We start from the raw sequence: 25814 nt of genomic DNA, 5'->3' as shown, positions 1-25814 counted from the left end.
TTCCGAGACATCCTCTCCGCTACCAAAGAGCTTTGATTGATTGGCCATCGAAGGTCGGCGGTTGAGGAAACCAAAGGAAAACCTTAGGGAAAAAATAAAGAATTGATCGGTTTTTTTCCTGACCCAACTCCCTGATTTTTTCCAAGTATCCAAAGCCCTCTTTTAACCCCTTATTCAAAACAACGGCTTGGCTTCCAGGAAAAAATAAAAATAAGCTCAATCTCTCCCCAAATCAAGCTTGAAACTTGAACCATAGGAAGATAATCAAAACCCAAAACGTAACTCAAAAGGAGTATAATTCTGTTTTAACCTAAGTGTAGAGGATCAACATCAATCATTAGACGGATTGAACGGGGACAGACTTCCTGCAACTGTTCTAAACGGGTAGGATCAATAAAAGTACCCGGTAATAACTTCAATAAAATCTGCCAACGATATCGATTTGCTACTCGCAAAATAGGCGCCGGAGCAGGTCCCACAACTTCCAGTTCTGGGATTTCATCGGCAATTGAAAATAGAACTTCTGCGAATTGTTCGGCGGTTTGTTCAACTTCTGCTTGATTTAAACCGCTCAATTTCAAGGCAATTAATTGACCAAAAGGCGGATAATTTAACTCCTGTCGCTCTTGTAACTCCCGCTCAACAAAGGGCTGATATTGATAATGTTGTACCGCTTGAATGACCGGATGTTCGGGGGTGTAAGTTTGAATAATCACCCGCCCCGGGTCTTGACCCCGACCCGCTCGACCCGCCACTTGTAATAACGTTTGAAACGCCCGTTCGCTGGCGCGATAATCGGATAAATGCAATAAACCATCGGCGGAAACCACCCCCACCAAACTCACCCCCGCCAGGTCCAAACCCTTGGTTAACATTTGAGTTCCCACCAATAAATCTGCTTCTCGTTGAGCAAACCGAGTTAACAAAATGCGGTGAGCGTCTTTGGTGCGAGTCGTGTCGCTATCAAACCGAATTAACCGTAATTCCGGGAACAACCGCCCCAATTCTTCTACAACTCGCTGAGTACCGCTACCAAAATGTTTAAAATAGGGAGAATCGCACTGGGGACAGCGTTGGGGATAAAGTTCGCCGTAGTTGCAGTAATGACAGCGCAGCGTCGGGACAACCTGACGGGAAGTTTGCAGCGCATCTTCGACGATATGATGATAAGACAAAGAAACATCACAATCGGGGCATTCCATCACGTAGCCGCAACTGCGACAAGAAACAAACGTGCTGTGTCCGCGACGGTGAATAAATAATATCCCCTGCTGACCCCGTTCTTGTAACTGTTGTAGCGCCCGTTGCAAGCGAGAACTAAAAATAGAGCGATTTTTCTGGCGCAACTCCTGACGCATATCTACAACTTCGACCGGGGGCAGGGGCCTAGATTGAATTCTTTCCGGTAACGAGAGATAATAGCAATCGTTGATTAGCGATTTAGAATTAGGCTCTGGACTTATAGGATCAAAACGTTCAATATTTTGATGCTTTGGTGTTCCTCTGCCTTGCTGCCCCCGAACGGCGACCCAACTCTCTAGCGAGGGCGTGGCTGAACCTAAAATTAGGGGGCAGTTTTCCATTTGCGCCCGCCAAAGTGCCACATTGCGAGCATGATAACAGGGAGCGGGCCGATCTTGTTTGAAGCTGCTATCGTGTTCTTCATCCAAGATAATTAAGCCTAGAGGCGAGAGCGGGGCAAAAATAGCCGAACGGGTACCGATGATGATTTGAGGCTGTTGGCGGGTCATATTTCGCCAGGTGTCGTAACGTTCGCCCTCGGATAGTCCGCTGTGATAAACGCAAACTTTTTCGCCAAAACGGGCGCGAAAGCGATCGGTGAGTTGGGGTGTTAGACCAATTTCGGGAACTAATACTAAAGCGGATTTTCCCTGTTCTAAAATGGGGGCGATCGCTTGTAAATAAACTTCTGTTTTCCCCGAACCGGTAACGCCGTGTAGTAAAATTTCGGCAAAACCGGATAATTGATTAATAATATTGAGCGCGTTAGTTTGGTGGGGAGTTAGGGTTTTGGGTCGGTCGGGTGTTTGTTCGATGCCTTGGGCGAGTCGAAGCATTTCCCGTTCTTCGAGGAGAACATAACCCTTTTGTGCTAAAGTTTTTACAGTCGAAGAACTTGTTTTACAGAGGCGCAAAAATTCACTCAGCCACGCCTCGCCGCCACAACTTTTAAGGATTTGTAGAACTTCCTGCTGACGTTTGGTCACATCAACGGCTGAGTGCGGATCGGCGATTAAAATGACGGCGAGTTGCTGCTTGGCTTGGACGGTTTTGGGCGTATCTAAATAACTTTCTGCCCAACCGCGATCAAGTAAATCTTGATATCCTTTTCTTGTCCAATAATCTCCCCCGACTTTTTTCTTCAGTTCCGCCCAACTCATATCTTTTGACTTGTTGGCTTGTAATAGCTGTAAGATTTTTAAAGCCGGAGGATGGAGAAAATTTTCAACACCCGACGGGGGAATTTTATCGACACACAACCGCACTCGCCGTTGACTTCGACGCAATAATCCGGGAGGTAAAGCGGTACGAATAACTTGAATTAAAGGGGTTTGGTAATAAGTCGCGATCTGTTGTAATAATTGCCAGTAATAGGGCGGAAATAAACCCTTAGAAACAACCTCATCAACAGGTTTAATTTGCTCTAAAGTCAAACCCGGAGGTATTTGAGTGGTGGGGCGAATGGCGATAGCACCCAGATACATCGCTCCAAAAGGTACACTCAAAATATCTCCAGGTTCAACATTGATATGAGTTGGAATGGAGTAGGTAAAAAGTTGGGGTTCGTCGCGATCTTGAGACTTGAACTGTCCGGCTGGAATGTCCACCAAAACTTCGATCAAACGGATCTCCTTGAAAGAATTATCTGAAGAAGAATTGGTATTGTAGGATGCACCTGCTTCAGCAACTTTCAGAGGAGATTGATCAAAAGTAATTGTGAACATTGTGATTATCGGTTAAAGAGCAGATCGTTTGCGAGTTTAGCCGGATTGGGGAATAATGTGACATCCTCCCGGCGCTGAATCAAAGATTACAGCGCGGGCTTCCAACATCGCTGTTAGACATTGCTGCCCTGCGCCACTTATCTAGGCTCATTGCCCCCGACAGCCCGACTTGACAGCCAATTTCTTTCCCCCAGAGTCCCTGGGTACTAAGCATTTCATAGCCTCGGTTACAGATTTCCTGTGCCGAGGCTATGTCGCGAGCTACCTCATATTTGCATTCTGGGCAACTATGCCATCTATCAAAAAGCTCTTTCCTCACCTCAATACGGCAGTTTGGGCAGGTTTGAGAGGTTCCTTTGTGGTCTACTTCGGCGACATAGACACCTCGCTGTTTGCCAACGTAGAACAAGATGCTTCTAAACTGACCAAATGCAGCATCGACAGTCTGTTTACCAAGGAAACCCTTTGCCATGATCCGGAAATCAATATCTTCAATGAAGATAGTTCCTGCCATGTCGCAGAGTTGGTGCGCCAACTTGAACTGGTAATCTTTACGTTTGAAGGCAATATGATTATGTAGACGCTCTACCTTTAGCCTTGCTTTCTCATAGTTACAAAAACGTTTTTGCTTTTTCGAGAGTCTACGTTGTAGCACTTTCAGCCGACGATACAGACCCTTGAAGAACTTACGTTTAGGCTCGACAAAACCATCACTGGTAGAGCAGTAGAATAACAAGCCGATATCAACTCCGATACAGTGACCGTGAGGTACGGGTTCAGGAATTGATATATCCGATTCAATAGCTATTACTACAAACCAACCTACAGCTTTCTTGAGGACTCGTACTTGTTTGACTACAAACCCATCAGGAATAGGTCTGTGCAAATTGATGGGAATCAGACCCAGTTTGGGCAACTTGATTTGCCATCCAGTTATCGGATTAGTTTTGAACTGAGGAAACAATAAAGATTTCATCTGTCCAAACTTCTTGAATCTGGGGAAGCCATAGCCCCGATTCCGAAAAAAGTCCCAGGCATCGTGCAGTCTTCTGATGTTAGTTTGAAGAACCTGAGAAGGTACTGCTTTGAGTCGGGGATATTCTTTTTTGGCTTTGGGAAGGTTGTTTTGCTGTTGGTGGTAGCTTGGAAATGGATAATCGGCTGCCATGATATATTCTGATTCCAAACTACATCTATCTATCTGACACTTACGAGAAGCAATCCAGTCTTTGAGTTCTCTAAGTGCATAGTTGTAGCTGACACGGCAAGTTTCAAGCCACTCGTTGAGTAGCTCAACTTGCTTGGCATCAGGATAGATTTTATAGACATAATTTAGAATCATGAGGCTATTCTACCACAGACATAAGTTAATGGTAAATGCTATTTTTATGGTACTCAACGTACCTAAAAATAGCTTGGGGGATGTCCATGTATCCCGAGGCCAAATCAGAGATTATGGCGCGGGACTTATCGCCTCCCCCAAGCCCCCACCATCAGTTAATTAGCTTCCGCTAAGAATATCGGCGATCGCATGGCGTTCTGCGGGGGGATCGGATAACATTTGACGGGCGTCGGTAATCAACCAATCCAAAGCGGCCGCTTGAACGTCAATGGATGCTCCGGTTTTGTCTACACAATAGCGTCCAAACACCAGTTTATCAACCAAACGCACGCTCGGGCCTAAGCGAGAGTATTCAAAGATAACGCTATTGCTAACGTAGGCATCGCTGCAAACCCAACAGTTTTGACCGATCATCGTCGGGCCAACAATTTCGGCGCCGTCTTCAATGCGAGTCATACCGCCAATATAAACCGGACCGCGAACTTTGACTTTATCCCAATTAACGGCAACATTCAAGCCGGTATAAATTCCGGGTTTAACTTGTTGACCGGGAATGGAGATATTTTTGACTTCTCCCGATAATACACCCCTGACGGCTTGCCAGTAGTCGGGAACTTTACCAATATCGACCCATTCAAAATCCATCGTAATCCCGTAAAAGGGAGCGCCCATTTCCACCAGTTTGGGGAACAAGTCGCCTCCGAGATCAAATTCGCAACCCGAGGGAATATGCTGGAAAATTTCCGGTTCAAAAATATAAATCCCCGTGTTGATATTGGTACTGAGGGCTTCTTCGACGGCGGGTTTTTCTTGAAATGCTTTAATGCGACCCTTATCATCTGTTACCACCACTCCGTAACTAGACACGCGATCGCGAGGAACGGATTTCGTTACAATAGTGGCTAATGCTCCTTTTTGTTTGTGTTGCTGTACGGCGGCCGTCAGGTCCAAATCAATCAGAGCATCCCCGCACAAGACGATAAAGGTATCATCAAAGAAGGGGTAGAAGTCCTGAATTTTTTTCATTCCACCTGCTGAACCCAGGGCTTTTCCGAGCAATTTTCCGTCTTCGATACTTCCTTCAAAGGAGTAGGAAAGTTGAACTCCGAACCTTTGACCATCGCGAAAATAGTTTTCAATTTCATCAGCAAGGTGGCTGACATTCACCATAATTTGGTCAAACCCATGTTTGCGAAGCAATTCCACCAAAAACTCCATCACGGGTTTTTGTAGGATGGGAATCATCGGTTTGGGGATAGTATAGGTAATCGGACGAACACGTGTCCCCTTGCCAGCGGCCAGAATCATGGCTTTCATATTGACTTCCTCAACCCTTGTCTGTTCAGTAAATTGTGATTCGATCTAATATCTGAACCCTGGACTGATCGTGTGGATCATTCTCCATCGATCTTCTCAGATTCAACTGCGATCGGCCAATTTAATCGTATATAAATTAAACTGATCGATCTCCTTATCCCAATTTACCGAGATTTTGTGCCAATGTCGCCCCCTAAGACAGTCAACCCTCACCCGTTATCCGTGTAGGGGCGGGTTCCATACTTTTGTTTGTATCTCGCCGATAACCTATATAAACCCTCAGGGCGGGTTTCGGGTGTGAGGTGTAAAGAGTTGAGAATTATTCGGCTTTGACAAGGATTGTTTGTCCTTCTAGCTTGGCTTGGTAGCGTTTTAGGGGTTCTTCTGCTGGCCCTTCTAACAGTTGACCATCGGCTGCAAATTTGGAATCATGGCAGGGACAGAGAAACGCTTTTTGATCGGCTTTCCAATTTACCGAACATCCGGCGTGGGGACAAGTCGGGTTAACGGCGATAATTTCTTGAGGATTATCCGGTTTTTGAATCACTAACACCGAACCCATCGCCAATTCTTTACTCAAAAGTTCACCTTTTTCGGTTAATTGTTCGAGGGTTCCTATCGATTGATATCCCTCGGAATCTACTGAATTTGCTGTTGATTGGGATTGTGTTTTTTGAGGAGAACAAGCGGCTAAGGCGACGGGTAAATAACTCGCTAATCCACCAATTCCCACCCAAGTCATAAACTCTCGACGTTTCATAAACTAAAATTCTACACGTTCAAACAGGACAATCTACACTTTCGGAAAAGCAAACCTTAAAAACCCGGTAACTAACCGCGAAACCGGGTTTTAATCTGGGTTTGTCTTTTTCACCCCAACTTCAAGAATTCTTTAAGCCAAGTTAGAGAATTTCTTCGTATTGTTGTGAACTATTACTCGGAGGACAAGTTGCAGTTTCATCGACATTAATTGTCGTATGTCCGGAAGCTTCACAAACATAAATCGGCTGAGTTGCTTCTTTCCAATTCTCAAGATTGTTCATCGCTTGAGTGTATAATTCGGCGTGTTGGGCTTCGGCTTCGGTGGCGTAAGTAAAGCTTTGAACAGCCGCTTCATTTCCTGCGGTTTTCGCTTGGGAAATAAACTTAGGATACATGGTATCCCGTTCGTAAGATTCCCCTTTAATTGCTTTTTCTAGGTTTTCTGCGGTTGAACTGACTTGAGGAGTTGCAATATCATTTTCAGGAGTTGCGCCCATCGATTCTATTACTTTAGCATGGTTATCTCGGTGAATTTCTTCGGCACGGGCGGCCGCACGAAATAAACGACCAACTTCTCCGTAACCTTCTTCATCGGCTTTGTTCGCAAATTCTAAATACATCACATGGGCGTTAGATTCACCATTATAAGCCGCCTGTAGATTTTTTAAGGTTTCGGCTTTCGGATCGCTAACAACGGGTTTCGGACTTTCAGCAGTCGGTTCAACTTTAGCCGAGGGTTGCTGTTGAGAACAACCGAATAAACTGACTAAGCTAACGGCAACCAGAACAGCAACGGTTTTTTGATTCAAATAACGAAACATCATGGTACAATTCTCCTGAGGTAGAGTGAGTGTGTTTAGAAATAATTTTTGAGCGGAATTCCGGGTTAAAATAATTAGCGATCGCCAACATATTTCGGTTGAGGGCGTTGTTTAAATAAACTGGTCATACTTAAACCCGTTACGAGTAAACCAATGAGAGCGATTCCATTTAAAACCGGATAAATTTCATCAAGTCCCAAGATTTTTAGGGTATGTAATTGCATCAGAAATCCCCCAATTTTATCTAGATGCAACCATTCATCAAAGATGGTGTAACCAACTCCGGTAATCACCGTTAATAATAAGGGTAAACTCGCTGTAACTGCGATTAAGCGGTGATATTTTCGGAAAATTCGCATCAGAGTTGGTTCCTCCCTTTCAACGAGTTTGCATCAGAGTTTGAATCCTGCAAAGTCCGGTCTGGCGTTGACAGTTTTTACTGTAGATCGAAAAAGTAAAGAACTCGGGAGGATGGAAAAATTTGTCTGAAAGCACCAGGAATTGAGTAGGGTGCGCCTCCGAAATTGCCTCTATTTTCCTAAAAATAACACGTATAAACCCGCCCAAGTTTCCTGTAGGGGTGGGTTCTAACTTAAGCTTTAATTCCCACAAATAACTATTACAAACCCGCCAAAATTTCTTGTAGGGGTGGGTTCTAACTTAAGCTTTAATTCCCACAAATAACAATTATAAACCCGCCAAAATTTCCTGTATGGGCGGGTTCTAACTTAAGCTTTAATTCCCACAAATAACTATTATAAACCCGCCCCCTGACGGGGAAACCCGACATCTTTAAGGTTTTCGGGTGTCCAATTGTGATAATATTTGGTTTGAAGTAAAGTGTCAGAAGCTTTTGTTAATAAGTCTTCAGCTTGAACCGTCAAATTAATATAAGGCAATCTGCGAGTATAAACCCCTTGAATATTAAAAGATTCATCGGGATGTCCGCCAAACGCAATTAAACCCCAAGCAGAAATAATCGAATTTAAACCCTTAACAAATTCTTGGGTTTGTTCCGGTGTCATGGCTTGCGGTTCGGGATGAAGAACAAGCAAAACTTCATACTTTTGACTTTGACTAAACTCTTGAATCGTTTGAATAAAGTTAGAATCAAAATTGAGACTAGAGTTCATATAAAAATCATCAACTTTATAGAGAATTTTATTGCTTAAACGGGCTTTTCGAGTATACGGACAAACCGGTAAACCGCCAAAAACCGGATGAGGCTGTTCTAAAAAATCCATCATATATTCAATTGTCTGTTCGATAATTTTATCGGAAAAATTGCACATAAAAACACACCACACAAGCTAAAATTAAAACATCAGTTTGGTCAAGAGTTTCATCAACCGTTATCTAGGCTACGGGGAGACGCACCTGAAAGCAACTCCCCACCCCAACTTGACTTTTAACGGTAATTTCTCCTCCGTGACGGCGAGTAATGGCTTGAACAATAGCCAACCCCAACCCGGAACCGTCTTCGCGATAAGTTCGTGCGGTATCCCCTCGCCAAAGCCGATCAAAAATAAATGGTAAATGTTCGGGAGAAATACCTATCCCCGTATCTTTAACATCTACCCGCACCAGTTTATCTTCTTTGTGGGTTGAAAGGGTAACGGTTCCCCCCGAAGACGTATATTGTAGAGCATTTTCAATTAAATTGCGAAACAGACGAAACAACTGAGAAGCATCGCCTTTAACTTTAATATCGGTTTGTATATTAAATTGAATCGTTATATTTTTAGATTCTGCACTTAAGTCTAAAAGTTCGACAACTTCTGCTAACAATTCGTTGAGATCGATTAAACTAAAAGGTTGAGTTGATATCTGATTAAATTGATCGCTACGGGCGAGTAAAAGCAAATCTTCAACCAAATGACTCATTTGATTTGTCGCGCTAATAATTGCCTGAAATTGTTCCCGATCTTCAGCATAAATATAATTGACATGAGTTTCTAAAACTTGAACCGAAGTTTTAATAACAGTTAGGGGCGAACGCAATTCGTGAGAAGCATCTGCGGTAAACTGTTTTAATTGATTAAAACTCTGTTCTATGGGTCGAATAGATTGTTGAGTCAGCCACATTCCCCCCACTCCAATTAATCCAAACCCGACGCAACCGCCTAAGGTTAAACCCCAACGTAATTTTGACAGAACTCCTTCTACAGACTCGGTAGACTCGCTAACACGAACATAACCTTCAAGTTGTTGGGTTTGTTGTTGATTATAACTGTAAGCCGGAATCATTAAACTGCGAATTGTTCCCCTTGAAAATGTATTAAAACCGGGTTGTAAAGGTAAGTCAGAAAATAATATTCCCGAAAACGCCAGACGTTTTTGATGGGCTGTAAACCATTCTACACTTTGATTGGGTTTACGAAGATTTTGCCAGGGAATATCGAGATCTCCATCGCCATCGAGGGGACGATAAGGGGTATTATTAACGGCGTTGGAGTCTTTTTTGATCGCAACTAAACTATGAGCGGCTGCTTGAGCGAGGTTGAGGAGTCGGTTGTCGAGTTGTTGATAGAGACTGTGGGTAAAAAAATGATAAACTAATAAATCGGAAATTAGCCGAATAGCAACCATAATTATTAGGTACGATCCGAGTAACCGCCAGCGTAGGGCTTGAAATTGAGGACTAACGGAGTTTTTGGTTTTAAGCTTTGGTTTCATAGTCAGACAATTGTAAAAAGTTTTGTAGGGGCGGGTTCGGAATAAATCTCTGTTTTTTTCTAAATAACTTCTATCAACCCGCCCTTCAACCTATTACCATTTTTCGACACCCAAATTTGGGGCGAGTTTATATAATTTCTAGGGGTTTTCAGTTGAATGAAGTACAGTAGAGACTGAAAAACCCGGTTTCTTCTAGCGAGCGATAAAAATCGGCGATGTGTATTATTAAAGAAACCGGGTTTTTGAAAATTTTACCTATTGCCTATTACTTGTTGCTAGAAGCATCTTTTTATTAACTGCGTTTGAGGCGATATCCTATTCCGTAAACGGTTTCAATGAGATCGGGAGGGGCGCCTAAGTTTTTGAGTTTGCGGCGAATATCTTTGATATGAACTTTAACGGCTTCTTCGCTCGGCGGATCTTCAAAAGACCAGAGATGTTCTAAAATATTGCTGCGACTAAAAACCCGTTGGGGATTGTGTAAAAATAATTCTAACAAACCGTATTCTTTGGGGGTAAGATGCAGGGGAATATGGTTGTAAGTTACTTCGCAGGTATTGGGATTTAGCCTGAGTTTTTCCCATTCTAAAACCGGGGGTAAAATAGAGTTTCCCCGGCGGAGTAAGGCTCGAATTCTTGCGGCTAATTCGGGTAAATCAAAGGGTTTTACAACGTAGTCATCGGCGCCGGCATCCAAACCCATTACTTTGTCGTTACTGGTATCTTTTGCGGTCAGCATGAGTACGGGCATAGTATAACCTGCTTGACGCAAACGTTGACACAAGTTGATACCATTGAGTTTGGGTAACATCACATCGAGTATAATCAAATCGTACTCGAAAGCCTCGACAAATTCCCAACCGGCTTCGCCATCAAAAGCCACATCGATCACATAGTTTTGGGTTTGAAATGATCTCGATAAGGCTTTGGCAATGCGTTGATCGTCCTCAACGAGTAAAATTCTCATAATCGGTGTTCAATCATGTGTTAATATCCCTCGGGGCCTATAGTTGTGCGATCGCATTTTGCCTCAGAAAGATCGGCCATTTTAGAGCGAAACAAGTTACAGCCAGACAGTTCGCTATTGTTGAGTTTTGCTTGTTCTAAATTGGCCCCACTTAAATCAGCATAGCGCAAATTGGCATCGCTTAAATTCGCATTATATAAATCGGCGCCTTGTAGGTTAACGTTGGATAGGTTGGCGCCTTGCAAATTGGCATAACGTAAGTTGGCTCTTGACAGGTTGGTGCGTTCTAAATTAGCCTGATAAAGGTTGGCTTGATAGAGTCGAATATCTCCCAGTTCGGCTTCTACAATTTCGCTATTTTGTAAGTTAGCATAACTGAGGTTAGCATAGGGCATATAAGCCTGATTGAGTTGGCTATCTGCTAAATTGATTCCTTCTAAATTCGCCTCAAATAAGTCAACGTTTTCTATGGTGATGCCACTAAAATCGCGCCTTCCTTGTGCATATTGAGACAGTAAATCCGCTACACTTATTCTGTGCATCTTGAAAATATTAACTATTTCTTAGACCTAAAATCAGTTCTCTGAAACGAGAGAAAGATTCTAAGTATACATACTTAGCCACTTTTCTAGGTTACAGTCTTGCAACGAAAAATTAAGATTTATTAAGATTTTTTTAGGGTTTGCTCTCAAGGAAGGGAATAACCCGTTGTGGTGCGAATATAGTCTTGAACCTGATGATAAATCTCGGGATAACTCTGGGGATTGAGAATAATGGGTTCGAGGCTATCGGGTAGCCAAAATGTAATTCGATTTCCGCTATCGCAAGTAAAAGCATTAATTCGATGGAGATTAATTAAATATTGCTTGCGCTCATACTCAATCCGAATCCAATAACTGGGAGTGACCTGAGTAATAATTTTATCAATATAATTCCAAATCATCTGATAAACATCGGGGTTGGCTTGTCCGTTAACGACCACAGGTTGACCGCTATCGGGTAACCAAAACTTGATCCGCAGGTTGGCTTCAGCACAAAATGCACCAATCCGTTCTAGATTGACAATATACTGTTTTCTATCCTCTGAAATTTTAATCCAGTAAGCCACAGGAGTACCTCAAACCTCTGAATCAATGCGCGATCAATAATTTTAGTTACCCGACATTCAAGAAAACCCGTTTGCTGAAATTAGGACACCTCAGCGGGGGACTGCTTCCGGTTGGAATCCTGAGGATTCTCCGAAGACGGGATGGCGTTTGGCTGTCGAGAAGGGGAAACGTTTAAATGTCCTCGTTCGCAGCTTGCGGCTTTCACTAACCCTCGAAACAGGGGATGGGGGGTATTGGGTCGAGATTGAAACTCGGGGTGAAATTGGGCTGCAATAAAGAAAGGATGACTGGGGAGTTCGACCATTTCCACCAAACGTCCATCGGGCGACGTCCCACTAATTTGATAGCCGGATTCGATAAACAGGTTGCGGTAGGCGTTGTTAAATTCATAACGATGGCGATGGCGTTCGTATACCACCTCTTGCTGATAAAGTTGATACGCTAAGGTATCTCGTTGCACGCGACAGGGATATAAACCCAAGCGCATGGTACCGCCCAAATCTACGACATCTTGCTGTTCGGGTAAGAGGTTGATGACTGGATTAGGTGTTTCGGGGTCAAATTCTGCGCTGTCGGCTCTTTCCAGTTTAGCAATATGACGCGCCCATTCAATCACACTACATTGCATTCCCAAACACAGGCCCAAAAATGGGATTTTCTGTTCGCGAGCATATTGAATCGCAGCGATTTTACCATCGATTCCTCGAATTCCAAACCCTCCGGGAACGATTATGCCATTAATATTCTCTAAATAGGAGGTGATGCTATTTTTTTCGACTTCTTCGGAGTTTACCCAACGAATATTTAATTCTACCCCGATTTCAATCGCCGCATGGCGCAGGGCTTCGACGACGGACAGATAGGCGTCGCTGAGTTGAATGTATTTTCCGACTATGGCAATTTCGACGGTGGGGGGTTTGGTGCCTAATTTATCGCTATCTCGATGATACAGCCGATCTACTAGGGTTTGCCACGCTCTAAGATCGGGTTTGCGGGGTTCGAGGTGTAATAATTCTATTGTTTGTTGGGCGAGTCCTTCTCGTTCTAAAATGAGTGGAACTTCATATATACTGTCGGCGTCTTGTGCCATAATGACGGATTCGACTTCGACATCGCAGAATTCAGAGACTTTTTCTTTCATTCCTTTGGCTAGCGGGCGATCGCAGCGACAGACTAAAATATCGGGTTGAATTCCGATTGATCGCAATTCTTTGACCGAATGCTGCGTCGGTTTGGTTTTCATTTCCCCGGCCGATGAAATGTAGGGAACTAGGGTGACGTGAACATAGATGACGTTTTGACGTCCGACGTCTTTGCGAAACTGACGAATGGCTTCTAAAAAGGGTAAGGATTCGATATCGCCGACGGTTCCCCCGACTTCGGTGATCACGACATCGGGATTGGTATCTCGGGCGACTCGGAGAATGCGTTCTTTGCATTCGTGGGTGATGTGGGGGATGACTTGGACGGTTCCCCCTTGATAATCCCCTCGCCGTTCTTTGTTGATCACCGCTTGGTAGATCGATCCTGCTGTAACGCTGTTGAGACGGGACATGGAGGTGTCTGTAAATCGTTCGTAGTGACCCAGATCTAAGTCGGTTTCGGCACCGTCTTGGGTGACAAATACTTCCCCGTGTTGAAAGGGACTCATGGTTCCGGGATCGACGTTGATATAGGGATCTAACTTCAAAATTGATACTGAATAGTCTCGCGATTTTAGCAAACGTCCCAAACTGGCGGCAACTATTCCTTTACCAATACTCGAAACGACTCCACCCGTAATAAAAACAAACTTACTCATAAAATTTACCCATCTCAACTCTATTCGTGAGGCCTAGTTTGTATTGTGCCACAAAATCTTTTCGATTTGACATTTTTAATTCCCTCTCTAGAACAGGGGGTATTGACCTACATTCACGATCTTTAATTGTTCAAAATTTTCTTTGATTTTTTGTTGAGTCTCACCGCTCTATTTTAGTAAATTTACCGGGTTTTTTGGCGTTTACCTAGAAACTATTTAACATTGGATTGTTCAATCAAATCAAACGGCTTCGGACTTGATAACTGTATTTACACAAGTTGACAAAGTTGATGTTGATTCCAACTTGATTCTAAATCCCGATCTTGATTTGAGTTCTAGTTTACCGGATTTATTTAACTTTTTTCACTTTTCTCGGCTGCTGGTATTGTTCGACAACTTTGCTAATTGTCTACTTCAGGAGTGAATATGCTATTTTCTTCTAGTTTAACAGTTTTAGTGCGAGTGGTGCGAGTTTCCCTCGGCTTTTTTTTCTTAACTCAGCTTTCGGTTAATGCTGCTATCGCTGCGACGTCTTCTCAACCGCTTTTTTCTGCTTCTCATCCGGGCGAACTTGCTCAAACTCGTCCTTCCCCTCGGACTAATTATGATTGTGGTTCAAATTGTCAGGTTGGGGGGTTGTATGTTTCAGAACAAACGGATATTTCTTCTGTTTTTCCTTTGAAGAAAACGGAGGTTTCGGGGAAAATATCGGGGAATCTTTCCCAAATAGAAGTGATTCAACGGTTTGAAAATCCTTTTGATGAACCGTTAGAAGCGGTTTATGTTTTTCCCTTACCGGATGAGGCGGCTGTTGATGCTTTTGAAATCAAAATTGGCGACCGCACAATTAAGTCTATCTTGAAAAAACGAGAAGAAGCCCAAGCTATTTATGAACGCGCTAAAGCGGACGGAAATACAGCGGCTTTACTCGAACAAGAACGAGATAATATTTTTACTCAATCTGTGGCTAATATTAAACCGGGCGAACAAATTGAGGTGAAAATTCGCTATACAGAAAGTTTAAAGTTTCGAGGGGGAAACTATGAATTTGTTTTCCCGATGGTTGTTGGTCCCCGTTATATTCCGGGTACTCGCAATAACGGACAAGAACCCAATACAGATCGGGTTCCCGATGCGTCTCGAATTACTCCGCCCGTCCTTCCTCCGGCGACTCGTTCGGGACATGAGATCAATGTCAAGTTAGAAATTGATGCGGATGTTTTGGGTGAAAAAATTACTTCCCCTTCTCATATGATTTTAACTCAAAAACAGGGGGATAAAGTAGAAGTCAGTTTGGCAGAATCCGATACAATCCCCAATAAAGATTTAATTGTCCGCTATCAGGTTTCGGGAGAAAATACAAAAGTGACCACCCTGACCCAAGCCGACGAACGGGGCGGACATTTTGCCACTTATTTGATTCCGGCTTTGCAGTACAAACAAGATGAAATTGTCGCCAAAGACGTTATTTTTTTAATCGATACTTCCGGTTCACAGCGGGGCGAACCTCTGGCAAAATCCAAACAACTGATGCGTCGATTTATTCAAGCGTTAAACCCGGAGGATACGTTTACAATTATCGATTTTTCTGATACCACAACCGCCCTTTCTGCAACGCCTTTAACCAATACCGTCGCCAACCAACAAAAAGCAATTGCTTATATTAATCAACTGGAAGCCAACGGGGGAACGGAGTTATTAAACGGAATAGAAACCGTGATGAATTTTCCCTCTCCTCCTCCCGGACGGTTGCGGAGTATCGTGTTAATTACCGATGGTTATATTGGCAATGAAAATGAAGTTCTCGCTGCGGTCAAAACTCAGCTAAAATCGGGAAATCGTCTTTATAGTTTTGGGGTGGGAAGTTCGGTTAATCGTTTTTTGTTGAACCGTTTGGCGGAAATTGGACGGGGAACTTCCCAAGTGACTCGACCCGATGAACCGACCGAAGATGTGGTAGAATTGTTTTTAAGTCAAATCAATAATCCAGTTTTGACTAATATTCAAGTCAGTTGGGAGGGAGGGGGAGAAGCGGTTGAAATTTACCCCGTGAGAGTTTCTGATTTATTTGATAATCAACCTTTGGTTATTTTTGGACGAAAAAGCGATCGCCAAAGTGGTAAACTTAAAATTAGAGGCACGGCAGCCAATGGCGATCGCTATGAACAAGTCGTTCCCATTAACTTTAACCGAACGACAAATGTTAATCTTGACGAATCAACTTCGCCGGACAAAATTAACAGTAATTTTGGGAATTCTGCGATCGCTCAACTGTGGGGACGAGCAAAAATTAAACACTTAATGAATCAAATGTTTGGCGGTGAAACCCGATCCGGTGTTGACGCCGTGACACAGACCGCCCTAGAATACCAATTGTTATCTCAGTATACGGCATTTGTCGCCGTTAGTGAAGAAGTCCGAGTCGATCCCGATGGAACCCGCCGCACAGTCCAAATTCCAGTAGAATTACCAGAAGGGGTAAGTTATGAGGGAATTTATGGGTCAGAGCCTCCGGTCAGCGGTTCTCCGAGTGCGGTTGGCAGTTTCGCACCGGTTCCCCGTCCCCAGATGAGCGGGAGAAGTGGAGGGGTTCGTTTGTCGGAGATAGCGCCTCCTCCCGCACCTCCGTCTGTGTCTAGTCCGGTTTCTCGGCGCTCTAGTTCACGGGTTGAAGTGATAGAAATTGAGGGATTAAATCCCGCTCAAATTGGCGAACTCAACCGATATTTACAAGGGGTAAACTTACCGGAAAATCTGCGGGGCGAACTGGTGTTTGAACTGGTTGTTAGTCAGGGAAATGTAGAACGAATTATTTGGGATGATATTAATTCCCAGTTAACCGTTCCCAGTCAAACCGAGGAAGTGATTGTGGTTGATCGCCTTCGTAAATCCCTAGAAATGTGGCAATTTCCCGCCGAAATTAACGATACCATTCGGGTTAAATTAAAACTGCTTCAATCTCCCTAAATTCATTAAAAGCGGTAAAACAATCCTCCCAAAACAGTCATCTGAACTTTCAAGGTTTCGCCGCTATCAACTCCAGTCCGGGCGGGTTTTTGTAACTGATTTCTAGAAAAATATAGCCAAAAAATACATCAAGCCGAAACCCGTCCCGAACCCCGAAACTTTTGGCAAAATTATCTTGTCAATCGTCGAAAAAAGTGTTATGATAAAATCTGGTTAGAAATACGAATATAAAAATCAAAAGGGCGATGAAGCTTGAAGAAAAGCAATTCAAACCCCCAATCAATTGGAAGTTACAAACCGTTTTTAGCCAGGACACAATCAAGGTCAAAGAATCTATAAAATGAGCAAGCTGTTAGATCTCTAAATTCCATCATCGGGGCGAGTTAACAAGAGTTGTTTGTAGGCAATAAAAAATTAACCCAAACCCACCCCAACACCGCACCCAACCCCCAACAAAGCCAGGGGAGAAAAAGCCAAACCGAGAATAACGGGATATAGGAGTCTCTAGTCGTTGTTATAGCTAGTTATTCTCAATAAGCAGCTTTTTTGACAATAGAGAGATTTGTTGTGTATCATTTTCAGTATGAAAGCTTTATTGATAACAAAATTATGCCTTTATACACATCTTCCTCGTTCAAATCTGAACTGAATAATAAGGGCTGGCGTCTGACTCCCCAACGGGAAACGATTCTGCACGTCTTTCAAAATCTTCCCAAAGGAAACCATTTAAGCGCCGAAGATCTGTACAATCTTCTCAAAAGCCGAGGCGAACCCATCAGTTTATCAACAATATACCGCACCCTGAAACTAATGGCACGACTGGGGATTTTACGAGAACTCGAACTCGCCGAAGGCCATAAACACTACGAAATCAACCAACCCTATCCCCACCATCACCATCATTTAGTCTGCGTCCAGTGCAACAAAACAATCGAGTTCAAAAATGATTCTATTTCAAAAATCGGGATGAAGCAAGCCGAAAAATCGGGACTGCATTTATTAGACTGTCAATTGACAATCCATACGGTTTGCTACGAAGCCCTGAGAATGGGATGGCCCTCGTTAATTCCCAGTGAATGGTCTTGCTCCCAATCCATCGCCGAACAAGCCGAACACTGCTTAAGCGAATCCGACTCCGACGACGAATCCGATGGCATTGACTAAAGACGAAAGCGGGGAAAATAAGTTCCTCTCCCCGCAATAATTTTTATGAACTCACTCGAAAAAATCAATCCGATTGCAACTGTAAACCCCCGAATAACACATCATTAGCACTGCTTCCGTAGACTTCCTGTGCTTTATTGACCGCCGCTTCAGTTTGAGTATTGTAAACCCCGTCAATCGGCCCTTGATAAAGCCCTTGAACTTGCAGTCGTTTTTGTAACGCTTGGACGCTAGCAGTACCGAGGCGAGAATTTTCAGGCGCGACGGTTGTTGCTGTCTGGGGGGGAATTTGAGCCGTTTCAATCCTCTCGGGACTAGAAGCAGTACCAGCATCAGCCGTCGAAGTAGACCCGGAAGACTGAGCGCTATTAAACATATAAATGCGGGTTGTAGGACCCACTACACCCGTTGTACTAATTCCATAAGCCCGTTGAAAGCGAACCACTGCATCTTGAGTCGTCCGGTCAAAAAACCCGTTAATCGGCCCTCGATAGTAGTTTAACTCCCGCAGGCGTTGTTGAACTTTTCGGACTTCAAAGCCGGTATCTCCCACGCTGACAAAACTGCGATAAGTCGCGACCGGTTGAATAGGAGTTAGGGGAGAAGGGTTCAAAGGCCGTCCTTGAGGTAGAGGAGCGACGGGAACCGGATTTAAAGGCCGTCCTTGAGAGACCGGAGCCACCGGAACCGGATTTAAAGGCCGTCCTTGAGAGACCGGAGCCACCGGAACCGGATTTAAAGGCCGTCCTTGAGAGACCGGAGCAACCGCAACCGGATTGAAAGGCTGTCCCTGGGAGACCGGAGCAACCGGAACCGGATTGAAAGGCTGTCCCTGGGGAACAAGGAAATCCGACAGTACAGGTTGAAACTGGGGAACCGCACTGATTAAATAAGATTGAGTTGTCGCCCCCACAACTCCGGTTTGAGTAATTCCATAATCTCGCTGAAAGGCAATTACCGCCCGCCGAGTGGTTAAGTCAAAAATCCCGTTCACCGGGCCGCTATAATAGCCCAATACCCGCAATCGTTGCTGCACTTGACTGACCGATGTTCCGCGATCGCCAAATCTGAGGGGAAGGGGGGGATTGGCAACCGGAACGGTGGGAAACGAGGGAATGGGTTCTCCCGTCGCCCGGATTAAAAAACTGACGGTTGTCGGCCCGACTTGTCCGGTGGTTTGAATGCCGTAAGCTCGCTGAAAAGCAATTACAGCCTGTTCTGTGGGAGCATCAAAGTAGTTGGTGATTTCTCCGTTATAAAAGCCTAACCTGAACAGTCGTTGTTGGAGGACGCCGACAGCAGGCCCGGTATCGCCCTGTTTCAGTACGCCTGAGGGGAGAGGATTTGGCCCGTCTGGACGGGTGGGAATTCTGTTATTGAGAAAAACTAGCGTTTCTTCGCTAACTAAACCGGTGGCGGGAATGAAGTTGGCTTGTTGGAAGCTAATGACCGCATCACGGGTAATGGTTCCAAAGGTACCTGTGGGTTCGGTGTTAAAGTAACCCAACTGACGCAAACGAATTTGTAGGTCCCGGACTCCAGGGCCGCTATCCCCTTCGCCCAAACCGATAACGCCCCGGTTCAGGGGTTGGGTCGGGGGATTGGGAGTGCCGGCCAGTCCTAAAGCGGCTAAAGTATTGGGGCCAACAACACCATCGGCATTTAGTCCGGAGTCTTGCTGAAAGCGAATCACCGCATCCCGAGTAATTGGCCCGTAAAATCCGGTCACATTTGCATTAAAATAACCGAGAGACTGTAAGGCGCTTTGTATCGCACTCACTTCCGCTCCGCGATCGCCTTGGGTAATTAACTGAGCAGAGGCGGACTCGGGTAAAGTTAAGGCTGTGGCGAGGAAGGCCAGAGATAAAAAATAGGGGTAAGTCCGAGATGAAAATGTGTTCCGGTTAATACTTGCAGAGGGTGTTAATTGAAACTCAGAAGGGTCTTCGTAGACTGCGGCTAAATGTAGATAAGCATAAGAGTCCATCATAATTCAGGTGCTAAAAAATTTATGGAAACAACAAGTCAAAGACTATCAGCCTTTGACTCATGGTTGGTTCTATTCTATATTAGCCGTCTATTCTCAGGTCGTTTGAATTTACACCAAACCCGAGCGATCAATCACAAAAGCAGCAATTGCAGCGAATATTGTTATTCCTAAAGCAACGAAGGGACTTTGACCTTGACTAACCGCAAAGGAAGTTGCGACCCCGGCGCCCAAGGCGGCAGTTACAACAGCAACTAACGGATCGCCTTTTGAATCTTTTTTGTACATTTGTTTCTTCCAGAATTAAGTTTTTTATGAAATGGTTTGCCATGCGTTTAATAACGGTAACACTAGGACTCTGTATCTGGAAGCGCTCCGGTAACTATTGCAACTAAGATTTATTTTTGTCTAAATTTCTTAACAGAATTGCTCCTCTACTCAACAAAAATTTCAATAATTCTATCAAATCCGGTTGTACAATCAACGAATAACAGACATCTGACCCGTACCACCGACCCTGAACAGGCTTCGGTCGAACCGCGCTACTCCGCGCCACCGAATAGCCAGATCCTTGACCATTGATCGGCCGATCATTTATAATCTAGATATACAGTTTCAAAACTATTGCGATTCACTATTAGTCCAATGATTGTCGGTACTACAGAAGCAGCCCGTATTTTAAAAATCTCCACCGCTCGACTGCGAGTTCTCCTGAGCGCAGGCCGAGTCCAAGGTGCCTATAAGACCGGGAAAATGTGGCTCATTCCCCTCGTTAAGGGCGAACCCATAATTGAGCGAGGTACAAGAGGCCCTGCTCCCCGTTGGTGTAATCTCAAAAAGCCTGCAACAACGATTATTCACGTTAATTCTCACAGAATTCGCCAAAATCAAAAACACCAGGAACAACTTCCCGTGATTACGGTCAAAACGCGCAACACCAATACTTATGGGCATATTGTCGAAATACCGGGAGGATGTCGTGTTGTCTATCGTCCCGATAAACCTCTCCGTTGTGGTGCGAAGGTTTGGATTGAAACTCTACATGAAGTTCAGATCATCGGTTAGTAAAAATCTCTTGATCTCTCCACACTTTTATGATGGGTATTCAACCGGACTTGATATTATTAAAATATAGCAGTACAAAATTTGGTTAGGACATTTCTAGATCCTAAAACCCTTTCACAGTCTACTGATCCGGTGTTCCGGTGTTCCCTGTTCCCGATTCAAGTAGCGCTATATAATAAAGAATTCGCCGCTTCTTCATTTTAATATGATAAAAGACACGATTTTGTCGTGCCTCAACTGGAATTTATATGATTCAATTGAATCAAACCTTAAAAAAAACCTGAATTATTCCAAAGGTTCAGTGTTACCCCCTTTCACCCAACCGACCCGATTACTATCTTCTTCTGCCTGTACGCGCTGCCAATTTTTATCTTCACTTTCTTCTAAAACAATCACCTTTTCCTCATAACCCACACCGCCAATTCGAGTCGCTTCATAATTCGGACTCTCCCGTAAAATTAAACCAATCGGCTGTACCACCACCGCTCGATAAGCGCCCTCTGGTAATTTCGGAGCCGCAGGAGTCGGAGCCGGGGTCGGGGTTGGATTGGGATTCGGTTTCGGTGGGTTGCTCGCCGTTGCGGTTGGGGGATTATCGTTAGCAAAAGTGGGGCGATCGGGAAGTTCAGTCAGCCGAGCCGCAAAATAGAGAGCCGCCGCAACGCTAGCACCTGCAAGAATGACAAAGGCTAAAACAAACCCGACTAAAAACTTGAAAATATTATACAAGCTCATAGGAGAATGAGAAATGGTCAGGGATGAGCGGTGAGACATTTGGGGGCATAAGAGAAGTTCAAACGTTAACTATACCTTAAAATCTTCCCCTTGAAAGCGAGGACTCAAATTGCTGTTGCGAGAAGCCAGACGAGCTTTTCCCGCCGCCGCCCACTGTTGCAAAAATTGAATTTGTTCTTTGGCGGTACGAGCCAGAGGTACAATTTGACTGGCGGCTTCTAAAATATCTTCGGTGGTAAAGTCGCGATTTTGACTAAACCCGAGGTGCATCGCTTCAATCAGAATTTGTTCAATTTCCGCCCCCGAGAAATCGGGGGTTTCGTAGGCTAAACGGTTCATATCATAATTTTTGATCCCGTGAGGCCGCAATTTGGATAGATGCACCTCAAAAATCGCTTGACGTTCCTCCTGGGAGGGTAAACCCACAAAAAAGATTTCATCAAACCGCCCTTTCCGCAAGATTTCCGGGGGTAAGGATTGAATATTATTCGCCGTCGCCACCACAAACACCGGCGAGGTTTTTTCCGCCAGCCAGGTGATAAACGTTCCAAACACCCGATTTGCGGTTCCCGCGTCCCCCTGGCTGCCAATTCCAGAAAAGGCTTTATCAATCTCATCGATCCACAGCACGCAGGGGGCGAGCGCTTCGGAAAGTTGAATCATTTGGCGGGTTCTCGATTCCGATTCTCCCACCAAACCGCCGAATAAACGCCCCACATCCAAGCGCAACAGGGGAAGGTGCCAGTGGTGGGCGATCGCTTTGGCGGTTAAGGATTTTCCGGTGCCTTGAATTCCGACCAGTAGGAGTCCTCGCGGATAGGGTAAACCGTATTGTCGCGCCTGTTCGGAAAAAGCGCCGCCTCGCCGCAGCAACCAGTCTTTGAGGTTATCCAAGCCGCCAATATCGGAAATGTTTTCTTGGGCGGGGTAAAAGTCGAGAATTTGGGTTTGGCGGATGGTTTGTCGTTTTTCTTCTAAAATCAGATCGACATCATCGAAACGGACTTCTCCGTGCGTGGCGATCGCTTTGGCTAAAATCCGGCGAATGCGTTCAATGGATAAGCCTTGAAAAGACCGCACCATTTCATCGAGTTGACTGACATCTCCCGAGTATCCCGTCGCTGCGAGTAAGCGTTGCACCTCCGCTTGAATTTCGGCTCGTTCGGGTAAGGGGAACTCCAGAACGGTTAAAACTTCGCTGAGATCGGGGGGAATGGCGATCTGGGGTGAAAGGAGAATAATGTTTTTCGGCTGAGACTTCAGGCGTCGGGCGAGATTGCGAAGTTTCCGAGAAATGGCAAGATCATCAAGAAAGCGGTGAAAATCCCGTAAAATGAAAACTGCCGGACTAGAATCGCCGATTTTCTCCACAAATTCTAGGGCTTGTAGAGGATTGCGGCGACCAAATCCTAGATCATTGGGATTTCCTTCTTGATAGCCTTCAACAAAATCCCAAATGTAAACCGGTCGATTTCCTTGCTGTTTGGCTGATTGTTTGATCGCCAGTTCTATCCGCTCTTCTTCGAGAGTGGGAATGTAGATTAAGGAGTATCGCGCTCGCAGGAGTAATTCTAGCTCCTCGCTAAATTTGCTCATCAGGTTTTGATGGTGGCTTGTTCAACTTCAGCAATTTTGGGGTTTGGGCGTCAACTTAGCCGAGTTGGTGTTTGAGGGCTTCTAAAGCCGCCCATCGGCTATCGATCGCCCTGTCTTGTCCGGTTTGTGTGCTTTGGGGCGGTTCGCAAGGCCCATCACACAGTTGTCGCCAGGGGGTTTGCAAGCACAGTTGTTGATATAACCAATCGGCCGGATCAAAATAACCTTGAGGGGAAAGGCTTTCTACCAAGTCTTCGACATTGATTTCCACATCGAGGGAATTGAGATGAGCTTGATGAGCCGAAGCATCCAACCAGATCATTTCGGATGTCTCGACTTTCAAGCGATGGTTATACTGTTTGAGACAGCGATGACAGGTGAGGGTAACGATGGTTTCGGCTTGAGCGGTGACTTCGATGTAAGTGCTTTTATGAGTCACCTTCAAGGTCCCTCGAACGGGGGTCAGAGTTTCGAGTGAGGGAAGAAACTCCTCAAACTGAAACTCTTGACTGCGTTGAGGTGCTTTTAACAGATGAGGGATGTAGATGGCATCCATAGGGCTGCTACTCCCAAAACTGGGGATTGACACGTTAAATAAGAAACAGACTATGTGGGCGGCAAGAACGGATCAAGTGGGCGCTTACGGAAGCATAGATGTTTGTCTGTTGTATTGAGTGAATCCGTTTTTTTGGTCCCTATCGGTTTTTGGAATCCTCAGACGTTCTAACTTTTGACCTTGATCACCAGCCGGCGATCGGGTTCTTGTCCTCGACTGTAGGTTTCGATATCTTGGCTGTCTTTCAAGAGGTTATGGATCAAACGACGTTCCACCGAGGAGAGAGACTTGATTTCTAGTTCTACTCCGGTTTGACGAACTTGTTTGGCTGCATTTTCGGCCAAAGCGCTCAGTTCTTGATAACGACGTTCTCGATATCCGTTTAATTCCACCGTGTAGGCGGCTTTTTCCTCTTCTTCTCGACCCAAATTAACGACGGTGTTAATTAAGTATTGGAGGGCATCCAAAACCTCTCCACCGGTGCCTGTGAGGGCGGAAATTTGATGAGGGGAGAGGTTAATTTCGTTAATGGTTAACCAGCAAGAGTCCTCTTGTGGAGAGATTTGAACGGCCGAAGAAAGCGCTCCCACTTTTAAGAGTTCTTCCAGCCATTCTTTGCCCTCTTGCATTTGATCTTCGTCCATTGCTTGCATCATGTTTTCTTTTTAGAACTTCCGGGTTCAAAAGGAAGTGCGGATCGTTTTCCAGTTCCCCCACCCGATGCAGGGACGGTTTTTGCAGTTTTTGTGTTGGCTTCTTCGACGATTTTTTGAAGATTTTCCGGTAAGGGTTCCCGCGACAAAATAAACGATTGTACCGTCTGGAAAATGTTGGCAATTAGCATATATAACAACACGCCAGCCGGAAGGGGAAAGAAGAAAAACATTCCCGTAAACAGAACCGGAGTTATTTTGTTAATGGTTTCCTGTTGAGGATTTCCACTATTTGCACTGCCACTTTGTCCCGAGAGAACTTGGTTTACATACAGGCTGATCCCAAAGGTTAAAATCATGCCCACGATGTCCCAGTGAATTACGCCATCTTCATCGAAGGCGCCGACTCGTCCCAAAGCATCGATGAACAAAAAGCCTTTATCGGCTGCAATTCCTTTGAGCGTTCCTTGGATGGTCGCTTGTCCGGGAGCGAGGGCGACAATGTTTCCTTGGTCGTCTATCTTGACTTTATCTTCTCCCTTGGTGATCGTCCAAGTCGGAGTCAGCTTGGTCTCCGGATAATTAGCCAGTTTAGCTTCTAACGGTTCACCTTGGGCGGTTTCAAGTTCGACCTCGGTTTTTTCCCCAACAACCATTCGATTTCCCCCCGGTAACAGGGCGACGGTCGAAAAGTGAACCCCATCGGCGACATACACGTTTTGCGGTTTTGTCGTGTAGGCTTTGGGTTGAATCAGTTCCATCTGTTCGCGAGGAAAAATTTCCACGTCTACAGTGTAGTTAACATCCGAAAAGGGCGATCCTCGCAACGTGGCAAATAGCGCGAATAATATCGGCATCTGAAGCAACAGCGGAAAGCATCCAGCCAGGGGGTTTCCCAGTTCTTTGTAAACTCGGCTCATTTCTTCGCGTTGTTTAACCGGGTCATCCTTGTACTGTTGCTGAATCTTCTCGACTCGCTCTTTCATCAATGGCTGAGTCACTCTCATGCGGCGCATATTGCGAATTGAGCCGGCATTTAGAGGATAAAGAGCAAAGCGGATGACGAGCGTTAAGGATACGATCGCTAAACCATAGCTCGGCACGATCCCGTAGAAAAAGTCCAGGATCGGCAGCATGATGTTATTTGAGAGAAACCCAATACCAAAGTCCATTCGTCTTATTATGAGATAATCTATCTGCTTACCAGTCTCTAATCACTAATTTACACAATCTCTTTCCACTCCTGGAAAGGATTGACAGTTTCCCGATCCTAATTTTTGAAAACGTCCTGAAATTGGGGACGAAATTCGCGATTTAATTTTGTTGATTT

General features: G+C 44.8%; 22 protein-coding genes. 3 read left to right on the top strand and 19 right to left on the bottom strand.

Features of this window, described 5'->3' with window-relative positions:
* Positions 1 to 305 precede the first annotated feature (305 nt).
* The 12 genes from priA to ACL6C3_RS10720 form a co-directional block, all read right to left on the bottom strand.
* Entirely contained in the window at positions 306 to 2966 is a 2661-nt protein-coding gene (priA, locus tag ACL6C3_RS10775) for a primosomal protein N' (RefSeq protein WP_413167169.1), read from the bottom strand.
* A 79-nt stretch (positions 2967 to 3045) separates the two neighbouring features.
* Positions 3046 to 4308, bottom strand: coding sequence for an RNA-guided endonuclease InsQ/TnpB family protein (locus tag ACL6C3_RS10770; RefSeq protein ID WP_413167168.1), 1263 nt, complete (start codon positions 4306 to 4308; stop codon positions 3046 to 3048).
* A 159-nt stretch (positions 4309 to 4467) separates the two neighbouring features.
* Entirely contained in the window at positions 4468 to 5625 is a 1158-nt protein-coding gene (locus ACL6C3_RS10765; protein WP_413167167.1) for a sugar phosphate nucleotidyltransferase, read from the bottom strand.
* Positions 5626 to 5944: 319 nt separating this feature from the next.
* A complete protein-coding gene (locus ACL6C3_RS10760; RefSeq protein WP_413167166.1) occupies positions 5945 to 6385 on the bottom strand; it encodes a ubiquinol-cytochrome c reductase iron-sulfur subunit in 441 nt (146 codons plus the stop codon).
* Positions 6386 to 6527: 142 nt separating this feature from the next.
* Positions 6528 to 7211: a rubrerythrin family protein gene (locus tag ACL6C3_RS10755; protein WP_413167165.1), complete on the bottom strand. Its 684-nt coding sequence runs from the start codon at positions 7209 to 7211 to the stop codon at positions 6528 to 6530.
* A gap of 71 nt (positions 7212 to 7282) precedes the next feature.
* Entirely contained in the window at positions 7283 to 7567 is a 285-nt protein-coding gene (locus ACL6C3_RS10750; RefSeq protein WP_413167164.1) for a peptidase, read from the bottom strand.
* A gap of 396 nt (positions 7568 to 7963) precedes the next feature.
* Positions 7964 to 8500, bottom strand: a complete 537-nt coding sequence (locus ACL6C3_RS10745; RefSeq protein WP_413167163.1) for a hypothetical protein — start codon at positions 8498 to 8500, stop codon at positions 7964 to 7966.
* A gap of 64 nt (positions 8501 to 8564) precedes the next feature.
* Positions 8565 to 9884, bottom strand: a complete 1320-nt coding sequence (locus tag ACL6C3_RS10740; protein ID WP_413167162.1) for a sensor histidine kinase — start codon at positions 9882 to 9884, stop codon at positions 8565 to 8567.
* A gap of 292 nt (positions 9885 to 10176) precedes the next feature.
* Positions 10177 to 10851: a response regulator transcription factor gene (locus ACL6C3_RS10735; RefSeq protein WP_413167161.1), complete on the bottom strand. Its 675-nt coding sequence runs from the start codon at positions 10849 to 10851 to the stop codon at positions 10177 to 10179.
* 20 nt (positions 10852 to 10871) lie between these two features.
* Positions 10872 to 11393 (bottom strand): pentapeptide repeat-containing protein, encoded by a 522-nt coding sequence (locus ACL6C3_RS10730; RefSeq protein ID WP_413167160.1) that lies wholly within the window; start codon positions 11391 to 11393, stop codon positions 10872 to 10874.
* Positions 11394 to 11539: 146 nt separating this feature from the next.
* On the bottom strand, positions 11540 to 11959 hold the full coding sequence (locus ACL6C3_RS10725; protein ID WP_413167159.1) for a hypothetical protein: 420 nt from the start codon (positions 11957 to 11959) through the stop codon (positions 11540 to 11542).
* 80 nt (positions 11960 to 12039) lie between these two features.
* Positions 12040 to 13761 (bottom strand): CTP synthase, encoded by a 1722-nt coding sequence (locus ACL6C3_RS10720; RefSeq protein WP_413167158.1) that lies wholly within the window; start codon positions 13759 to 13761, stop codon positions 12040 to 12042.
* Positions 13762 to 14187: 426 nt separating this feature from the next.
* Between ACL6C3_RS10720 and ACL6C3_RS10715 the strand changes: the two genes are divergently transcribed.
* Both ACL6C3_RS10715 and ACL6C3_RS10710 read left to right on the top strand, forming a co-directional pair.
* Entirely contained in the window at positions 14188 to 16728 is a 2541-nt protein-coding gene (locus ACL6C3_RS10715) for a VIT domain-containing protein (RefSeq protein WP_413167157.1), read from the top strand.
* Positions 16729 to 17337: 609 nt separating this feature from the next.
* Positions 17338 to 17892, top strand: coding sequence for a transcriptional repressor (locus tag ACL6C3_RS10710; protein ID WP_413167156.1), 555 nt, complete (start codon positions 17338 to 17340; stop codon positions 17890 to 17892).
* 64 nt (positions 17893 to 17956) lie between these two features.
* On the opposite strand, the gene ACL6C3_RS10705 is transcribed toward ACL6C3_RS10710, so the two are convergent.
* A complete protein-coding gene (locus ACL6C3_RS10705; protein WP_413167155.1) occupies positions 17957 to 19882 on the bottom strand; it encodes a peptidoglycan-binding protein in 1926 nt (641 codons plus the stop codon).
* Between the two features lie 108 nt (positions 19883 to 19990).
* Positions 19991 to 20167, bottom strand: coding sequence for a hypothetical protein (locus ACL6C3_RS10700; RefSeq protein WP_413167154.1), 177 nt, complete (start codon positions 20165 to 20167; stop codon positions 19991 to 19993).
* Between the two features lie 357 nt (positions 20168 to 20524).
* On the opposite strand from ACL6C3_RS10700, the gene ACL6C3_RS10695 reads away from it, so the two are divergent.
* Positions 20525 to 20944, top strand: a complete 420-nt coding sequence (locus ACL6C3_RS10695; RefSeq protein ID WP_413167153.1) for a DNA-binding protein — start codon at positions 20525 to 20527, stop codon at positions 20942 to 20944.
* A gap of 285 nt (positions 20945 to 21229) precedes the next feature.
* Here the strand turns inward: ACL6C3_RS10695 and ACL6C3_RS10690 are convergent, their stop codons facing one another.
* The 5 genes from ACL6C3_RS10690 to yidC form a co-directional block, all read right to left on the bottom strand.
* The gene (locus ACL6C3_RS10690) at positions 21230 to 21679 is read right to left on the bottom strand and encodes an SH3 domain-containing protein (RefSeq protein ID WP_413167152.1); all 450 of its coding nucleotides are present in this window, start codon (positions 21677 to 21679) and stop codon (positions 21230 to 21232) included.
* A 69-nt stretch (positions 21680 to 21748) separates the two neighbouring features.
* Entirely contained in the window at positions 21749 to 23275 is a 1527-nt protein-coding gene (locus ACL6C3_RS10685; RefSeq protein ID WP_413167151.1) for an AAA family ATPase, read from the bottom strand.
* A 55-nt stretch (positions 23276 to 23330) separates the two neighbouring features.
* Positions 23331 to 23831, bottom strand: coding sequence for a YceD family protein (locus ACL6C3_RS10680; RefSeq protein ID WP_413167150.1), 501 nt, complete (start codon positions 23829 to 23831; stop codon positions 23331 to 23333).
* 167 nt (positions 23832 to 23998) lie between these two features.
* A complete protein-coding gene (locus tag ACL6C3_RS10675; RefSeq protein WP_413167149.1) occupies positions 23999 to 24487 on the bottom strand; it encodes a protein jag in 489 nt (162 codons plus the stop codon).
* Positions 24484 to 25656 carry a membrane protein insertase YidC gene (yidC, locus tag ACL6C3_RS10670; RefSeq protein WP_413167148.1) on the bottom strand — a complete coding sequence of 391 codons (1173 nt, stop codon included), beginning with the start codon at positions 25654 to 25656 and terminating at the stop codon, positions 24484 to 24486. The genes ACL6C3_RS10675 and yidC overlap by 4 nt, the downstream gene beginning before the upstream one ends.
* Positions 25657 to 25814 lie beyond the last annotated feature (158 nt).

Source organism: Capilliphycus salinus ALCB114379 (genome assembly GCF_047276495.1).
GTDB classification, from domain to species: domain Bacteria; phylum Cyanobacteriota; class Cyanobacteriia; order Cyanobacteriales; family Microcoleaceae; genus Capilliphycus; species Capilliphycus salinus.
This window is presented reverse-complemented; position numbering and strand designations above follow the sequence as displayed.

Coding starts and splice junctions, on each gene's coding strand:
- ACL6C3_RS10730 (WP_413167160.1), bottom strand. CDS start 11,393: ATGCACAGAATAAGTGTAGCGGATTTACTGTCTCAATATGCACAAGGA.
- ACL6C3_RS10735 (WP_413167161.1), bottom strand. CDS start 10,851: ATGAGAATTTTACTCGTTGAGGACGATCAACGCATTGCCAAAGCCTTA.
- ACL6C3_RS10685 (WP_413167151.1), bottom strand. CDS start 23,275: ATGAGCAAATTTAGCGAGGAGCTAGAATTACTCCTGCGAGCGCGATAC.
- ACL6C3_RS10680 (WP_413167150.1), bottom strand. CDS start 23,831: ATGGATGCCATCTACATCCCTCATCTGTTAAAAGCACCTCAACGCAGT.
- ACL6C3_RS10750 (WP_413167164.1), bottom strand. CDS start 7,567: ATGCGAATTTTCCGAAAATATCACCGCTTAATCGCAGTTACAGCGAGT.
- ACL6C3_RS10755 (WP_413167165.1), bottom strand. CDS start 7,211: ATGATGTTTCGTTATTTGAATCAAAAAACCGTTGCTGTTCTGGTTGCC.
- ACL6C3_RS10760 (WP_413167166.1), bottom strand. CDS start 6,385: ATGAAACGTCGAGAGTTTATGACTTGGGTGGGAATTGGTGGATTAGCG.
- ACL6C3_RS10715 (WP_413167157.1), top strand. CDS start 14,188: ATGCTATTTTCTTCTAGTTTAACAGTTTTAGTGCGAGTGGTGCGAGTT.
- ACL6C3_RS10705 (WP_413167155.1), bottom strand. CDS start 19,882: ATGATGGACTCTTATGCTTATCTACATTTAGCCGCAGTCTACGAAGAC.
- ACL6C3_RS10690 (WP_413167152.1), bottom strand. CDS start 21,679: ATGAGCTTGTATAATATTTTCAAGTTTTTAGTCGGGTTTGTTTTAGCC.
- ACL6C3_RS10740 (WP_413167162.1), bottom strand. CDS start 9,884: ATGAAACCAAAGCTTAAAACCAAAAACTCCGTTAGTCCTCAATTTCAA.
- yidC (WP_413167148.1), bottom strand. CDS start 25,656: ATGGACTTTGGTATTGGGTTTCTCTCAAATAACATCATGCTGCCGATC.
- ACL6C3_RS10710 (WP_413167156.1), top strand. CDS start 17,338: ATGCCTTTATACACATCTTCCTCGTTCAAATCTGAACTGAATAATAAG.
- ACL6C3_RS10695 (WP_413167153.1), top strand. CDS start 20,525: ATGATTGTCGGTACTACAGAAGCAGCCCGTATTTTAAAAATCTCCACC.
- ACL6C3_RS10700 (WP_413167154.1), bottom strand. CDS start 20,167: ATGTACAAAAAAGATTCAAAAGGCGATCCGTTAGTTGCTGTTGTAACT.
- ACL6C3_RS10720 (WP_413167158.1), bottom strand. CDS start 13,761: ATGAGTAAGTTTGTTTTTATTACGGGTGGAGTCGTTTCGAGTATTGGT.
- ACL6C3_RS10745 (WP_413167163.1), bottom strand. CDS start 8,500: ATGTGCAATTTTTCCGATAAAATTATCGAACAGACAATTGAATATATG.
- ACL6C3_RS10675 (WP_413167149.1), bottom strand. CDS start 24,487: ATGATGCAAGCAATGGACGAAGATCAAATGCAAGAGGGCAAAGAATGG.
- ACL6C3_RS10765 (WP_413167167.1), bottom strand. CDS start 5,625: ATGAAAGCCATGATTCTGGCCGCTGGCAAGGGGACACGTGTTCGTCCG.
- ACL6C3_RS10770 (WP_413167168.1), bottom strand. CDS start 4,308: ATGATTCTAAATTATGTCTATAAAATCTATCCTGATGCCAAGCAAGTT.
- priA (WP_413167169.1), bottom strand. CDS start 2,966: ATGTTCACAATTACTTTTGATCAATCTCCTCTGAAAGTTGCTGAAGCA.